The sequence below is a fragment of the Cohnella abietis genome (genome assembly GCF_004295585.1).
In the GTDB taxonomy this organism is placed as follows: Bacteria; Bacillota; Bacilli; order Paenibacillales; family Paenibacillaceae; genus Cohnella; species Cohnella abietis.
In genome coordinates, this window is sequence record NZ_AP019400.1 from 2,026,801 (window position 1) to 2,042,448 (window position 15,648).

General features: G+C 44.0%; 13 protein-coding genes. 9 read left to right on the forward strand and 4 right to left on the reverse strand.

All coding sequences use genetic code 11. The annotated features are described in order from the left end of the window. Positions 1-9 precede the first annotated feature (9 nt). Both KCTCHS21_RS08365 and KCTCHS21_RS08370 read left to right on the forward strand, forming a co-directional pair. Positions 10-690: a response regulator transcription factor gene (locus KCTCHS21_RS08365; RefSeq protein ID WP_130606718.1), complete on the forward strand. Its 681-nt coding sequence runs from the start codon at positions 10-12 to the stop codon at positions 688-690. A 31-nt stretch (positions 691-721) separates the two neighbouring features. Next, positions 722-2,044 carry a sensor histidine kinase gene (locus tag KCTCHS21_RS08370; protein ID WP_232058222.1) on the forward strand — a complete coding sequence of 441 codons (1,323 nt, stop codon included), beginning with the start codon at positions 722-724 and terminating at the stop codon, positions 2,042-2,044. A 41-nt stretch (positions 2,045-2,085) separates the two neighbouring features. On the opposite strand, the gene KCTCHS21_RS08375 is transcribed toward KCTCHS21_RS08370, so the two are convergent. Further along, on the reverse strand, positions 2,086-2,844 hold the full coding sequence (locus KCTCHS21_RS08375) for an SDR family NAD(P)-dependent oxidoreductase (protein WP_130606720.1): 759 nt from the start codon (positions 2,842-2,844) through the stop codon (positions 2,086-2,088). 19 nt (positions 2,845-2,863) lie between these two features. Then, the gene (locus tag KCTCHS21_RS08380; RefSeq protein WP_232058120.1) at positions 2,864-4,237 is read right to left on the reverse strand and encodes an APC family permease; all 1,374 of its coding nucleotides are present in this window, start codon (positions 4,235-4,237) and stop codon (positions 2,864-2,866) included. Positions 4,238-4,476: 239 nt separating this feature from the next. Here KCTCHS21_RS08380 and KCTCHS21_RS08385 point away from each other — a divergent pair, with 239 nt between their 5' ends. After that, positions 4,477-7,536 carry an efflux RND transporter permease subunit gene (locus tag KCTCHS21_RS08385; protein ID WP_130606724.1) on the forward strand — a complete coding sequence of 1,020 codons (3,060 nt, stop codon included), beginning with the start codon at positions 4,477-4,479 and terminating at the stop codon, positions 7,534-7,536. A gap of 224 nt (positions 7,537-7,760) precedes the next feature. Beyond that, positions 7,761-8,771 carry an acyltransferase family protein gene (locus tag KCTCHS21_RS08390; RefSeq protein ID WP_130606726.1) on the forward strand — a complete coding sequence of 337 codons (1,011 nt, stop codon included), beginning with the start codon at positions 7,761-7,763 and terminating at the stop codon, positions 8,769-8,771. 57 nt (positions 8,772-8,828) lie between these two features. On the opposite strand, the gene yyaC is transcribed toward KCTCHS21_RS08390, so the two are convergent. Next, positions 8,829-9,413 (reverse strand): spore protease YyaC, encoded by a 585-nt coding sequence (gene yyaC, locus KCTCHS21_RS08395; protein WP_130606728.1) that lies wholly within the window; start codon positions 9,411-9,413, stop codon positions 8,829-8,831. 282 nt (positions 9,414-9,695) lie between these two features. On the opposite strand from yyaC, the gene KCTCHS21_RS08400 reads away from it, so the two are divergent. The 4 genes from KCTCHS21_RS08400 (at position 9,696) to KCTCHS21_RS08415 (ending at position 13,909) form a co-directional block, all read left to right on the forward strand. Beyond that, positions 9,696-10,577: a TolB family protein gene (locus KCTCHS21_RS08400; protein WP_232058121.1), complete on the forward strand. Its 882-nt coding sequence runs from the start codon at positions 9,696-9,698 to the stop codon at positions 10,575-10,577. Between the two features lie 431 nt (positions 10,578-11,008). Then, positions 11,009-11,479, forward strand: coding sequence for a hypothetical protein (locus KCTCHS21_RS08405; RefSeq protein ID WP_130606732.1), 471 nt, complete (start codon positions 11,009-11,011; stop codon positions 11,477-11,479). A 230-nt stretch (positions 11,480-11,709) separates the two neighbouring features. Then, entirely contained in the window at positions 11,710-12,915 is a 1,206-nt protein-coding gene (locus KCTCHS21_RS08410) for an MFS transporter (RefSeq protein ID WP_130606734.1), read from the forward strand. A 52-nt stretch (positions 12,916-12,967) separates the two neighbouring features. Beyond that, entirely contained in the window at positions 12,968-13,909 is a 942-nt protein-coding gene (locus KCTCHS21_RS08415; protein ID WP_130606736.1) for an aldose epimerase family protein, read from the forward strand. A gap of 53 nt (positions 13,910-13,962) precedes the next feature. Here KCTCHS21_RS08415 and yhbH read toward each other — a convergent pair whose 3' ends face one another. After that, a complete protein-coding gene (yhbH, locus tag KCTCHS21_RS08420) occupies positions 13,963-15,108 on the reverse strand; it encodes a sporulation protein YhbH (RefSeq protein WP_130606738.1) in 1,146 nt (381 codons plus the stop codon). Between the two features lie 236 nt (positions 15,109-15,344). Between yhbH and KCTCHS21_RS08425 the strand changes: the two genes are divergently transcribed. Next, positions 15,345-15,644, forward strand: a complete 300-nt coding sequence (locus tag KCTCHS21_RS08425; RefSeq protein WP_197726514.1) for a hypothetical protein — start codon at positions 15,345-15,347, stop codon at positions 15,642-15,644. The last annotated feature ends 4 nt before the right edge of the window (positions 15,645-15,648 follow it).

A 15,648-nucleotide genomic window follows, 5' to 3' on the forward strand; every position in this document is an offset into this window, starting at 1 on the left:
TGCTTTACGATGCCGAAGGTATTAGTAGTAGATGACGATAGATATATCCGTGAGCTGATCCGTCTTTATTTGGAAGATGAAGGCTTTGAGGTTGTGGAGAAGTCCAACGGAGCAGAAGCACTTGAATATGCGGAAAATGATACGGTTGATCTCTTTGTCTTAGATATTATGATGCCTAAGTTGGATGGCTGGGAGCTATGTCTCAAGCTCAGGAATATTGGCGATGCTCCTATCTTAATGATTACAGCGAAGGGGGAAGCTGCCGACCGCATTAAGGGATTCCAGCTGGGCACGGATGATTATTTGGTAAAGCCCTTTGACCCTATGGAGCTCGTGCTTCGAGTGAAGGCACTATTGAAACGATACGGAGTTTCGACTTCTCAAACGATAAAGCTCGGAAGTATTTCCTTAGATCGAAAGAGCTATCAAGTCATCCATAATAACAACCAGTTAATTACACTACCTATGAAGGAGTTTGAATTGCTCTATAAGCTAGGCAGCTATCCTGGTCAGCTTTTTACTAGGGTTACTCTTATCGAGGATATATGGGGAATGGACTACGAAGGGGATGAACGCACGGTTGATGTTCATATTAAGCGGCTTCGAGAACGTTTCGAAGCTTTGGAAGCTGAATTTAAGATCGTAACAATCCGAGGGCTCGGCTACCGGTTGGAGGTGGGTTCCAATTAAATCATTATATACACGCGTCATTTTGATTTTCGTGGGTACCGTCATTGCCAGTCTCATTCTTGCTTTCGTTATTGCTTCCTTGCTTTACCGCAGCCAAATTCAACAAATGATCAGCGATAACCTAGTTACTAATGGCAAAAAACTTATTCAAACCTACCAGTCTATATCCACAACGCAATTGGAGCCTTTCATGAATGGTATATCTGGGCTTTCTAATAGTCGAATCCAGATCTACAACCAAGCTGGAGAACAGATTCTTAAGGAGCAGCACGAACCATTAATCATTGATCCTCTCATTGTGAAACGGGTAATTGCGGGTAGTGTAATTAGAGACTTGAAAAATCGTAAAGATGGTCAAACGATCGTTGGGCTCCCTTTTCAAGATCAGAATGGAAATTACGCTTTGTTCCTCATGGTGGAGGCAAGCGGTCTTGAGAAAATGTTCCAGAACACCGTTAGAACCATTCTTTTTATTATTCTGTTGATCGGCAGCGTGTTAATTTTCTTTGCAGCAGGGTACATCGTGAAGCCTATTCGAAGGTTAACAAAAGCAACAAGGCGGATGGCTAAAGGAAATTTCAATGTGGGATTGAGAACCAAGCGGAAGGATGAAATCGGCCAACTAACCACAAGCTTTAATGAAATGGCCATAGAGCTCTCCAAGCTGGATAGAATGAGACAAGAATTCGTTACGAATGTTTCGCATGAAATACAAACTCCCCTAACGTCTATTTCGGGCTTTACGAAGGCGTTGAAGCACAAAAACATGAGCGAGGAGAGCCGCATTCATTACTTGAGCATCATTGAGGAGGAAAGCGAGCGGCTGTCACGATTAGGTCAGAATTTGCTGCATTTGTCGCAGCTTCAACTAGAAGATCTTCCTTTAAAGCTTAGCACTTTCCGATTGGACGAGCAGCTGCGGAAGATTGTCATTGCCCTAGAGCCTCAATGGTCAGCTAAACAATTAGTAATCGAATTGGAGCTTCTTGAAGTAATCGTTCAAGCGGATGGAGACCAGCTCGGTCAAGTGTGGATTAATTTGCTTAGCAATAGTATCAAGTTCACGCCTCAGCAAGGCACAATTCGCATTGGTACAGCAATAAGTTCTCATGATGCGGTTGTTACCATTTCTGATAGTGGAATTGGCATTCCAGTAGAGGAGCGAGTGGATATTTTCAAACCGTTTCACATGGTGGACAGAGCGAGAGATGGTTCTCAGAAAGGGAACGGACTCGGATTATCCATTACCAAGCAAATTATAGACCTTCACAATGGAGATATTCAGGTAACTGGAAACCCGGGAGAAGGTACTACCTTTATCGTGCGTATCCCTCAGAGCTTTAAGAATCAATAGCTACAAAAGAGGCTGACCCTATGGGTCAGCCTCTTTGCTTTTTACTTGGCCGTTAGGCCGCCATCGACGATAAGTCCCGTGCCTGTAATCGCACTGGATTCGTCTGAAGCCAGAAATACAGCGGAGTTGGCGATTTCGATCGGTTTGATCGTTCTGCCGATCGGATGGATATCATCGATCATCTTAAGGACCTCATCTCTGCCGCCATACAAATCGCAGTGCGCGTCGTTGAAGGTCGTGTCCACCCATCCTGGGCAAATACAGTTCACGCGTATGTTATCTTTGGCGAAATCAAGAGCCATCTGCTTGGTTAGCATCAGTATCGCACCTTTGGAGGCGACATAGGCAGACAGACGAGGTTCGGCGACATAGCTATTGCCGGAGCCCATATTAATGATGTTTCCCCCACCATTTTGCTGCATCAGTGGAATGGTGGCCCGGGACAGCAGGAATTGCGATTTGACATTAACGGCAAAGGTCTTATCCCATATTTCTTCAGACACTTCCAGAATGGAGCCCGGGATGTTAATTGCCGCATTGTTCACTAGCAGGTCGATACGTCCATATTGTGTTACGGTAAAGGCAACCAGCGCCTCTACCGATTCGTTGCTTGCGACATCTGTGCGGAAAAAAGCCACATCATATCCAGTATTGTTGAGTATTTCGGCGGACTCAGTCCCAGCTTCAAGAATATCGGCAAGCACGACCTTGGCTCCCTCTTCAGCAAACCGTCTTGCAATTTCAAAACCAATTCCACGCGCCGAGCCTGTCACGATAGCCACTTTATTGTTTAATCTCATCTGAGATGTCCTCCTTTAATTAGATACCTTTAAGTGCGGGAGGTACTTCCTTGAAGCCCTTTGATTTAAATAAAATAATGATAAAGCCGATAAACAGCCAGCTGAACCCGATACCATATGTCAATGCATCAAAGCCTGTCCAGATGAACCCGATTACGGAAAAACCGATAAGCGGGAATACAAGATAGCCGAAAATATGCTTCACACTGCTGCGGTTCTTCTTTCTAAAGAAGAAATAGGTAACGACCGAAAGATTAAGCAGCATATAAGTGGACATTGCGCCAAAGTTGACGAGTCGGGTCAATGTATCAAGCGAGATGAAAAGACCGACAAAGACCGATAATACCCCTACGAAAAGTGAAGCGTTAGCAGGGGTTTTATACTTGGGATGTATTTTGCCTAAGAAGCTTGAAAATGGAATGACCTTGTCACGGCCCATGGAGAACAGAACGCGGGAAATCGCCGATTGTACCGTCAGCGCATTGGCAACTCCAACAAAGATAACACCGGCTATAATAAAGGTATAGTAAAGAACGTCACCGCCTACCTCACGAATAATGTCAAAGTACCCCATATCAGCATCCAGATTCGTATAATCCGGATGAGCAAGTGAAGCCATATAGCCTTGTCCCATAAAGAGCAGTCCGATCAAAACAAGACTTGCTACTACGGATTTGCCTACGGTTCGGGTCGGGTCCTTCGTCTCCTCGGACAAGGTGCTAATCGCATCAAAGCCGATAAAACCGAGCATGGCAATGGAAGCGGCGTTCGCAATGAACTTGAAATCGATTATGTCCGACTGCCAGAACGGAGTCAAAGAGAAGCCTCCGGCACCATGACCATCGATAAACACAAATTTAATGGCACAAATCAAGAAAATCAGAATCAAGGTTAATTGGCCGAATAAGAAAAATTGATTTACCCGTTTGCCAATCTCAATGCCTCTCACATTGACAAAGGTCATCACGGCAACGAACAGCACAATGAGAAGCCATGAAGGAAAGTCTGGAACGACAACAGACAACCATAAGGTAGAGAAGGAAACGAGCAGACCAGGCACGATAACGTAGTCCATTACGATTAACCAGCCTGTCAGAAAGCCGATGTGTGGATTCATCCCCCGCTGAACAAAAGAGTAGGCAGACCCTGCGATGGGGAACGCCTGGCTCATTTTACTATAGCTTAAAGCAGTGAAGAACATGGCGATCATACCGATCAAGTAAACTAGCGGGGCCATACCGAAGCTCTCAATCGAAGCGCTTGCATAAACCTGGGTCGGCGCGATTGGCAGCATAGTAATTAATCCGAAGATAACCAGGTCTTTCGTAGTCAGGGTTCTGTTTAATTCCTGGGAGTACCCTGTCGATGGTGAGGCGGTGCCGTTCTGTTGCAAACAATGTTCCTCTCTTCCTTCTATGAATTTTTTGGGATGCACAGGACCGCTTATGTAATTGGTTTTATATCCCATATTAATACATAGTAGCACTTACTGTGAATTCATCAAGCGAATTCGATAAAAAAAGACAAAATATGATATTTGAAAACGATCAGCTCGATTGTAATGTTCAGTTCATATAGAGTACATATTCACTATCTATAATAAACGGAGATAGAGAGAGGAGAGAAATAGATATGAGTTGGTTAAGTAAAATTAGTTTGAAGAATGGGGCAGCCGTCATTATTTTATGCGCGGTTGTAATGGGGTACGGTTTGTTCTCTGCGACCCAGATTAAGCAGCAGACATTCCCTGACCTTGAATTTCCGGCTGTATTTATACAAGCTGTTTATCCTGGTGCATCCACTGAAGAGGTGGAAGGCGAGGTAACAACACCTGTAGAGAGCAGCTTGATGGGAATGAAGGGATACGATTCGCTCACGAGTACTTCATTCGAGAATGGGGCTAGCATCTTTCTTCAGTATCCTTTCGGATCGAACATGGATGAAATTAATACGAATGTGCAAGCAGCGATTGCAAAGCTAAAGCTACCAAGTCGAGCGGAAGTATCGGTGCAGAGGCTTTCCATTAATTCGCAGCCGATCTACGTTGCAGCCATTTCCTCCAACAAGGACAATGCGAAGGCGATGCAGTCTAAGCTAGAAAATGATGTCGCTCCTAAGCTTCGCAAGCTAGAGGGAGTTAACTCCGTCATGCTAGGCGGCACGGATTTAGAAGAAATACAGATTCACGTGGATAAAGAAAAAGCGAGCCAGCATGGTATTTCCTTAAATGCCATTCAAACTGCTATTCAATCACTTGATTACGCGTTACCGTTAGGTGCCGTAACACAGGATGAAACAGCAATTCCAATTCGTTTAGTCGGAAGCATTAATTCCTTGCAGAAAATTGAAGAGTTGAAGCTAAGCTCTGGTATTCCTGCGGATCCTGCTGTATCCAATCAAGTAAAGCTGTCCGATATAGCTGAAATTTCAACAATGGCCTCGCAGAAAGAAATAACACGTTTCAATGGAAAACAAAGCTTCACGATATCTGTCATGAAGGATCAAGACGCCAATACAGCAGACGTAGCCAACTTGGTTAAAGATACGCTTTCCAAATACGTGGAAGCTGGAGAAATAGACATTCGCGTTATTGCGGATCATGGTGCGGAGATTGAGCACTCGGTATCTTCCTTAGTGAAGGAAGGATTATTCGGTACTTTATTCTGTGTCATTATTATTTTCCTATTCCTTCGTAACATAAGAGCAACAGTAATCTCCATTCTTTCATTACCGATTTCAATATTTGTAACTATCGCATTATTAAATCAAATGGGCTATACGCTCAACATTATGACTTTAGGTGGAATTGCAGTATCTATCGGTAGAATCGTCGATGATAGTATTGTGGTCATAGAGAACATATATAGATGGAGACAAGAAAAGGGCAAGGAGATGAAGGGCAAAGAGCTTGCCTACAAAGCAACGAAAGAGGTCATTGGAGCCATTGCCTCATCTACAATTGCGACAGTCGTTGTTTTCTTGCCACTTGCTTTCGTGTCAGGAATTATAGGGGAATTCTTCCGCCCATTCTCGTACGCGGTCGTGATTTCTATTATTACCTCGCTACTTGTTTCCGTCATGCTGATACCTGTATTAGGAGCTAAATTTTTCAAAAAAGCAAAGCACCACGAGGAAGAAACTTCTCTTCAGCGTCGCTTTGAGAAGCTGCTAAGAGGGGCATTAAAAAGAAAAACGCTATCCATTAGTATCGCTTTTATATTATTGTTTGGTTCGCTGGCGACAATTCCGATTATTGGCGTTACCTTCTTACCCTCTTCAAGTACACCATCAGCAGTAATCAATCTTGAGCTGCCTTCAAAGAGTGGGCTGGATCAAACCTCCGAGCTTAGTCAAATCGTTGAGGGCTATGTGAAAGATCTGCCAGGTGTTGTTGACTACCAGGTTTCAATTGGGGGAAGAGGCGACAATCCTTTCGAGAAATCGTCTGCCCTTAATAAAGCGAAGTTTAATGTCACTTTTACAGATAAGACTAAGATTGATGAGCTCTTGAACCAAATAGAGAAAGAGCTTCCGACAATAGTGAATACTGCTGTGCCTGAAACACAGATTGAGATCAAAGAAGGGGCAGAGGCAGCGGGCCCTCCGTCAGGTAATGGCGTTGATGTTAATCTCTATTCTAATCAGCCTAATGAACTCGCTACAGCCGCTAAACAAATAGAACAGTTAATGAGACAGAACGGCGATCTAAAGGAAGTTACTAACAATCTTACTGACGTAACGCCTAAGTGGGTTCTTTCTCTTAACCAAACAGGTATCGATGCTAATATCTCATCCTTCCTCGTTATGCAGGTTGTGAATGAGCAGTTAAGACCCGTTAATGTAGGCACATATACCCTTGATGGGAAAGAGCTGGCCATTAACCTGTCTTACAAGCAAACCATTGGTTCCAAAGAGCAGCTAGAGAACATCGCCATCCCAACTGCTATGGGAATCAAGAAGCTTGGGGACATTGCTGACGTGACGGAATCTACCGCACCTAATAGCATTAACCATGAGGATGGTAAAAATTACGCCAAAGTAAGTGCACTGGTGAAGGGCTCTGATACTGCTAAAGTAACCGGAGAAGTCCAGAAAGCCATTGATGGCTTATCACTTCCGAGCGGAGTCGAAGTGAAGTTCGGTGGCGGACTTCAGATGATTAATGAAGGATTCGCTAGTATTGGAATAGCCATTGGCTCTGCAATTTGTTTAGTCTTCCTCGTGATGAGCATGACTTTCGGAGGAATACGTACACCGCTAGTTATTATGTCCTCACTGCTATTCGTTCCTGTAGGTGCACTAGGAGGATTGCTTATTACCGGACAAGCCCTGTCTATGAGCGTAATGATTGGTGTATTGATGCTCGTCGGCATCGTAGTAACCAATGCTGTTGTGCTACTTGATCGGGTAGAGAAAAATCGCAAGACAGGAATGGAAGTAACAGAGGCCATCATCGAAGCTGCCAAAATACGTCTAAGGCCGATTCTGATGACAGCTTGCGCAACGATACTCGCGCTAGTGCCTCTCGCATTTTCTTCATCCTCTTCCTCAAGCTTGATCTCAAGCGGCTTGGCTATAACGGTAATTGGTGGACTCTTCACATCCACGCTTCTTACATTAATCGTGCTGCCAGTCATTTATCAGATTACAAGCAAACGCCGTAAGGTGAAGGAAGAAGAAGTATTTGAATAACTCATCGTATTAACGATAGGGGTAACGCCTAGAAAATAGGTGTTGCCCCTTTTTCTTTATTTGAAATAATTGGGTTAATTGCTGTTGTCTATGCAAAACCAGCCTATTTCGAATCTCATTCATAAGACCCAACGCATTTGAACGTATTCGCCTATTTTCGAGGAACACCTATTTGATTATGTTAAAGAGGGAACAGAAAATGAGAGCTGGGATGGAGGGAATTCGTGAAGGGTCGTAAGAAGTGGATCGATGTCGCTAGAGGGTTGAGCATCATTCTTGTTGTCATGGGGCATTCCGGCAACGATGTGATCGATCGCTATTTGGGCTGGTTTCGCATGCCTTTGTTTTTCCTAGTTAGCGGGCTTCTGTTCAAGGCAGTAGCGCCGGAAGACTATCTAAAGTGGGCTGTGAAGAGAATTAAGTTTTTTATGGTACCGTATGCTGTCTATGGGGTTTGTATCGCATTTTTGGTCGCTTTTTACTTAAAGGACCCGATGTCTATCCCTCATGATTTTCTGCTATTAGCCTATGGGGGAACGGTTTTGGGTGGATGGTACGGGGTCTTTTGGTTTATTACGTGCTTATTGCTCGTTCATTTACTAATGGGCTTTTTATCTAGATACTCGTTTCGGAAGCAATTACTGGTGGTTATCGTGTGCTATGGGGTGGCCCATATCGTTAGCATGACCCAGATGGCGAAGTGGGATATTCCATGGAATGCTGATGTGGCGCTTATGGCGATAGTTTACTTTTTTGTAGGGTACACTTACAAATCTCATCTGCATGAATGGCTTGAAAGAAAGGTTGCATTCATTCCGGCTTTGCTGGTATGGGCTACTGTTATCATGTTGAATGTGACTGGAATATGGGATTTTCGGATTGATATGAAAATGAAGGGATATACGCAGCCAGTATTAGATCTACTTATTCCGCTTGCTTGTGTGCTTGTTGTGCTGCAATTGTGCTATTGGTCATCTCAATGGAGGGCAACTAATGCCCTAGCTTTCCTAGGATCAATCACCATTACGATTATGTATTTGCACGTTCCCGTTAATATATTGTTCAAATACGGAATTGGTTTAGAATACGGTACGCTGGTGTATACCGTGGTTGGCGTTCTTGTTCCACTTGCCCTCGCTTGGATCATGTCTAAATCTACAATACTTACGGTGCTGTTTCTCGGTCAGCAGGGCTTTGGCCGAAAGACTAAACCAGCTCCGATTCAAATGCAATAAAATGGAATCCCGCTCATTTAGTAGCTCCCATATTTGAGCGGGATGTGTTAAGAACATTTATTGCATTTCTAGTTGTTCATGGTCACTTTTGGTTGATAGTAATATCCCGACGAATAGACTTCTGGCAATCAGATTGGCCATGTTCATAACGAGGTGCAGGCGGGTGTTCTGGAGGACATGGTATCCTAGAATGCCTCCTACATTTACAATTGCAGAAATATGAATGTCCCCAACAGGAGTTAAAGCCTTATTCACCCCAGCACCAGGAAGCAAAGGACCTTCACCGATATGGATCATTCCGATACTGGAGGAATTGCCGAGACAAGCGTCTATCCCAATGACAAACGGATCATGGTTGTCCCTGTAAAGCTGTTCGAGTGTTGCATCCAAGTTCAGCGCATGAACGGGCTTTTCCAACGTGCCATACAGCTCGAATGAGGATGAACGGTATTTGCTAAGAAGGGTGCCGGTAAGAGGCCCTAAAGAATCGCCGGTAGATCTGTCTGTTCCTAAGCAAACAACAACAATTCGTTTATTAGGCGGCAGCTGCTTGAAATGTCCGCTCAGACGATTGGTGAGTCTCATGGAAGCAGCAGGATCTGTAATGGCGACTTTTGTAGGCGTACCAAACGTGGACGTCATTGACTCACCTCAATAGGTAAAATGGAGATCATAGTAAATACGACACACCATTAATGATACATTATGTATCATTAATGGTGTGTCGTATTTTAGCGAGTTTATATGAGCAAGGAGTCCGTTTTTTTCGACAGATGGGCGTATTAATGAGGCTTTGTCTTAGTTTCCGCGCCTATTGTAGGGGGGAAGGATATCTTTTCCTTCTTCCATCGTTATAATAGAGTTCATGTTGATCCTTTTTGAAATCATGCTTAGATCATAACTTAGATATAGGGAGGAATAGCCGTGAAGACAGAAAAGATCCCCCAGAAGGTTGAAGGACGAAATGTGATTAGTACTCTTGAGACGGTGGACGTGCAGACTGGTGAGCGTAAAGTGCTGGCCCAATTTGATTATCTCATCGAGGCTCCGAACTGGACTAGTGACGGCAAGAGGCTTATCTATAATAGCTTAGGACGTATTTATTCTTTCGATCTGGATACGCTTAAGAGCACGGTAATCGACTCTGGGTACGCGACGCATTGCAATAATGACCATGTTTTATCGCCTGATAATAAACGGATTGCGGTCAGCCATCATACTCAGGAGGACGGTCAGTCTCGCATATATGTTCTTCCTCTTGAGGGTGGTCGTCCTGAGCTACTCACGCCTATCGCACCGAGCTATTTGCATGGCTGGTCGCCAGACGGGGGCACGCTAGCGTATTGCGCCGATCGGAACGGACAATATGATATCTACACAATCCCAGCAGCTGGTGGGGTTGAATCGCAATTAACAGATGTTCCCGGACTTGATGACGGTCCCGAATATTCACCAGATGGCAAATACATTTGGTTTAACTCGACAAGATCAGGCCTTATGCAAATATGGCGCATGAAAATCGATGGCAGCGAGCAGACTCAAATGACCTTTGAGGAAAGCAACAACTGGTTCCCGCATGTGTCAGTTGATGGACAAACGGTAGCCTTTATTACCTATCGTAAAGGCGACGTCGATCCGGGCGATCATCCCGCCAACAAAAATGTGGAAATCCGACTGATGTCCAGCAGCGGTGGCGAATCACGTACGCTAGTGAAGCTGTTCGGAGGTCAGGGAACAATTAACGTTAACTCCTGGTCGCCTGATAGTACGCAGCTAGCTTTTGTAAGTTATGAGCTAGTCGAGTAATACATTTGATCTTTTCAGAGGAATTATCCATAAGCGTTATATGAGAAAAAGTGGTCTAGGAATATTGGCTTGCCGATTCCATATATCGATTGATTGAAGCAGTTTGTATTGTCGGACGGAACATATATATTGGCAACAACATTGACCGAACATGAGAGTATCGCTAACTGTACCTTGTCTAAAAATCGACCTAGTGAACATTTTCCCTGCGGTTGATGAAAAATAAAATATAATGCGTTTTGCAAAGAAGACTCCAAGAACCCGAAGCTGGAGTCTTCTTTTGACACCTGAAAGAAAACTTCTGTTGCATATGAATCTATGAATCGCATTATTACATCAAGTTTGTTTAATTAAAGCTATGCGTATGATAAGAGAGGCAAGGGGCAAATGTTGACCCTTATAGAAGGTCAGGTTAGTAAGGAGGAGTTTAATTGTCACAAACACTTTCAGAACTATTTATTGAAAAGAAGGGCGAATCGCTAGATATTAACGGGAAGAAGATTGTTATGTCGCATCGGATTGAAGTTTCCAAGGAGCAAGTGCTCACAATTGAGTTCATGGATAGTGAAGCGACATGCAGACAAGGTATTGAATTGTCGGTTGATAAGCGTAAAGGTCAGGTCGAAATTAACGGAGAACTTTTAACTGCTCCTGTTCTTTGGGGGGATACTGCTCCTAAAACCGTGGCGGTAAAATGTTTTCCAAAGAAGGCAACTGGTCAAATTAATATTTGGAATGTATGGTACTATACAGGACAAGATAGAATAGATGCTTGGATTGGGAATGCAGGAATGCACGTTGAGCAAATTAACGATAAGACACATATCCTCCATTGCAGCAATGGGATTGGTGACTTTGATCTCAATGATTTATCTGTAAAAGTAACCCTATCTATAGACTAAGTATTTTTTTAATATATCATCGTACTGAAACAGGCCAGACAAGACGGCCTGTTTTCTTGTTGGCGGGGAAACGTTCGTGACTCCAGGAACGACTAAACTACCTCTTTACATAACTGCATAATATGCTATATCATTAAGCGCTTATCTAATAGACACTTGCTTTTAGCGAGTGTCTATTATCTAATGGCATATAGGCATATTTGTCAGTCAGAAGGAAGGTAGAAATTGAAATGAATCAACAGCTTACACATGAGAATGTCGCACAGTCGGGAAAAGGTAGCTTCCCGTTGGCACTATTCTCTTTAACAGCAGGCGCATTTGCGATCGGAATGACCGAATTCGTTATAATGGGCATTTTACCGAATGTAGCAAATGACCTAAGCGTTAGTATCCCAAAGGCGGGGCAGTTAATTACTAGCTATGCTCTTGGTGTGGCAATTGGTGCTCCAATATTAGCGATTGCTACTAATCGGCTTCCCCAGAAGAAACTGCTTTGCTTGTTAATGGTTCTCTTTATTATTGGTAATGTCATTGCAGCCGTTGCACCCAGCTATACTATTCTAATGGTGGCTAGACTAATTAGTGCCTTAGCCCATGGGACATTTTTCGGTGTGGGATCGGTCATTGCGGCTAATTTGGTTCGTCCTAATAGACAGGCGGCAGCAGTCTCGATGATGATGGCGGGTTTGACGGTAGCCAATATTGTTGGTGTTCCTCTAGGTACCTTCATTGGTCAGAATCTAGGCTGGCGATCCTCCTTTGGTGCAGTTGTCATTATGGGTGTCATATCATTAATAGGAATCATGGCTCTTATCCCCGACGTTCGTCAGGACAAATCGTCAAGCGCAATTCGGCAAATTCGTGCGCTAATGCAGCCTAAGTTATTGTTGATATTGCTTACTGGGGCTATTGGATGTTCTAGCTTGTTTACCGTATTTACGTATATTGCTCCGCTGCTTCAAGACGTGACGGGTTTTGCAGAGCATAGTGTGACTTGGATTCTAATCCTCTTCGGATTTGGAGTCACGATCGGTAATATTCTCGGAGGTAAGCTTGCAGATTGGAAGCTCATGCCTACTTTAGTAGGAGGATTTGGAGCACTTTCCCTTATTCTCGCTTTGTTTGCTATGATAGATGAAATTCCGGTGGCTGCGGTCATCACTATTTTCATCTGGGGAGTAGCTGCTTTCACTGTCCTTCCAGGCTTGCAGGTTCGAATCATGTCACTAGCTAAGGATGCACCTGCTCTAGCGTCTACTTCCAACCACTCTGCTCTGAATTTCGGGAACGCAGGCGGGGCATTTCTTGGAGGACTGGTTATCACGCATTTAGGCTTACCTGCATTACCATGGGTTGGAGCTCTACTCTCGTTAATTGGAATGCTACTTGCCTACATTGTATATCGCTGGGATAAAGCAACAAGATTGTCCGTATGAGCTTAAAAGCTTACTATTGGAAAATTAGAGGTGACCTAAGAGGATGGACAGTGTGAATATTAGCATTCGTGAGAGCAAGCATAAAGGCTACGAGTCTTATATTATGGAAAGCGATGATATTAAGCTGGAGTTAGTGCCCGAGCTCGGCGCAAAGATTGTCTCAATAGTCTATAAGCAATCCGGTAAAGAATGGCTGCTTGATCCAGGGAAGCGTTCCTTGGAAAAGCCTGACCCGGCCTCAAGATTCGTCGATTGTGACATGAGCGGCTGGGATGAATGCTTCCCGACAATAGATTACTGTGTTATAGATCAAGAGCAGCCTATTGCATTACCTGATCATGGGGAGGTTTGGTCACTCGCTTGGCATTGTGAAGCGGATAACGAATCGATCACTTGCACGGTGGATGGCGTATGTCTTCCTTATAAATTGAGCAGAAGAATAACCTTCCTCTCTGCTAATCAAATACGTATGAGTTATCACGTAGAGAATAAAGGGACTGCAAGTCTGCCCTTCCTATGGGTGCCACATCCTCAATTCCAAGTCTCAGAGAAGACAAGAATACTTTTGCCGGATTCCATTAAGGACATGTTATGTATATATGGAGGCAAAAAGCTGTCGGCCGGGGTTAAGTACGATTGGACAGAGCATGATCTTGTATTACCTGAACCGGTTGGTGATGGAAGAAAGTTCTATGCAGAAGGTAATGTTTCCGAGGGCTGGTGCGGCTTGCAAGGAGAGGAGACGGGTGATTTCCTCCTTATGTCCGTCTGTCCAGATGCTGTTCCTTACTTAGGGATTTGGATTGATGAGGGATTAGTTAATGACAGATCTGCCATTGCGCTGGAGCCTAGTATTGGCTATTACGATTCTTTATCGCGGGCTTTAGGCAACGGAACGGCTCATATCTTGAAGCCAGCTGAAGCATTCGAGTGGAGCTTGGATTTGTTTGTTGGATCAGGTGATGGAAGAGCTTCTATAAATAAACTGTTATAAAAACCTAAAAACCCGCTGAATGCACGTAATGTACATCCAGCGGGTTTTTTGTGTCACGCCGTACCTTCTCTTTTTCGAAAGAAAGTTTTCAACGCCTGATAGATCTCAGCTTTCTCTTTAATGACATAGTACAGAAACTGCTGATGCTCTATATGCTTATACGCCGACATAAGTGTACTGCTCCTGTTGTACTGATTTACTTCCCCGTAGCCGAAAATGTTAGAGCGCTCAAGCAGCTCTTTAATGAGTCGCACACAACGCTCATTGTCACTCGTCAGGTTGTCCCCGTCTGAGAAATGAAATGGATAGATGTTGTACAGTGAAGGAGGATATCGTGAGTCAATGATCTCCAACGCTTTGACATAAGCTGAGGAGCAGATGGTGCCACCGCTTTCGCCGCGAGTGAAGAATTCCTCCTCAGTCACTTCCTTCGCTTCCGTATGATGAGCGATAAATACAATATCAACCTTCTCATACTGCCGTCTCAAAAACCGATTCATCCAGAAGAAGAAGCTCCTAGCACAATATTTTTCGAAGCTGCCCATCGAGCCGGATGTATCCATCATGGCTAGAATGACGGCGTTATTTTGCGGTTTAACAATTTCCTCCCAAGTTTTAAAACGCAGATCATCGGGGCTAATGCCACCAATCTCGGATTTCCCGTCTCTTGCATTGCGCCGCAGGTTTTCGAGTATTGTTCGTTTCTTATCGATGTTGGACATGATGCCCTTGCGCCTAACGTCGGTAAACCGAACATCAGTCACTTCGATTTGCTCTTTTTCCTTCTTCTTTAAGTAAGGAAGCTCAAGCTCTTCAAATAACATCGTCTCAAGCTCAGCGATAGAGATCTCAGCTTCAACCACGTCATCCCCGGGATCCGAGCCAGCGCCTTCACCCTTACCACCTGCTGGAGTGGGATCAACTCCGATTACATCACCGACCTGGCTTTCCCCATCACCTTGCCCGACATGCTTCTTCTTGTTCGTGTTATATACAAAATGATACTCATCCAGGCTGCGGATGGGGATTTTAATAATTTGGCGCCCATCTGACATAACAATATTTTCTTCGGAAATTAAATCGGGCAAATTTTGCTTAATAGCGTCACGGACTTTCTGTTGATGACGAGCTTGATCCTGATAGCCTTTGCGGTGCAAAGACCAATCTTCCCGGGAGAGAATAAACGAGGGATGATTCATGGGCAACCCCCTGTCGCTTTATTTTTTAAAGGATGTTTATTAATCAATATATTCAGGTACAGCCAAACGATGTGTATAAATAGGAAGCAACTGGCTCTGTGTGACCATTTTTCCTATAATAATTGTGGGTAAAGTGGACTTAATCGTTCCTATTATGTGATAAAATTCAAAGACCTGCTCATCCATCAAAACTTATAAAGACTAATGACAATAAATTGGAAAAGGTGTTGAATAGTATGGCAAATAAAGAAAAGAAAGCTGAACAGTGGAAAGAAGCGAAGCAATTGTGCCGCCTGAATGATGAGGATATTCGTATAGCTAAGGAAATGGGACTCAATCCGCTAAGCCTAATCAAAAATATTCCCGCCAAAAACCAGCTCTGGAAAGCCCCCGTTAAGCAGTGGCTTCATGAAATTTATGAAAAGCGCAAAGAGAAGAGCTCAGAGAAGGCTGCGGTGAAGAGTACTAAGAAGCTGACAATAGGCATCAAGTCATCCCCGGTAGAGCCTGCTAATCAAGATAACTTAGGAGGATGATGAC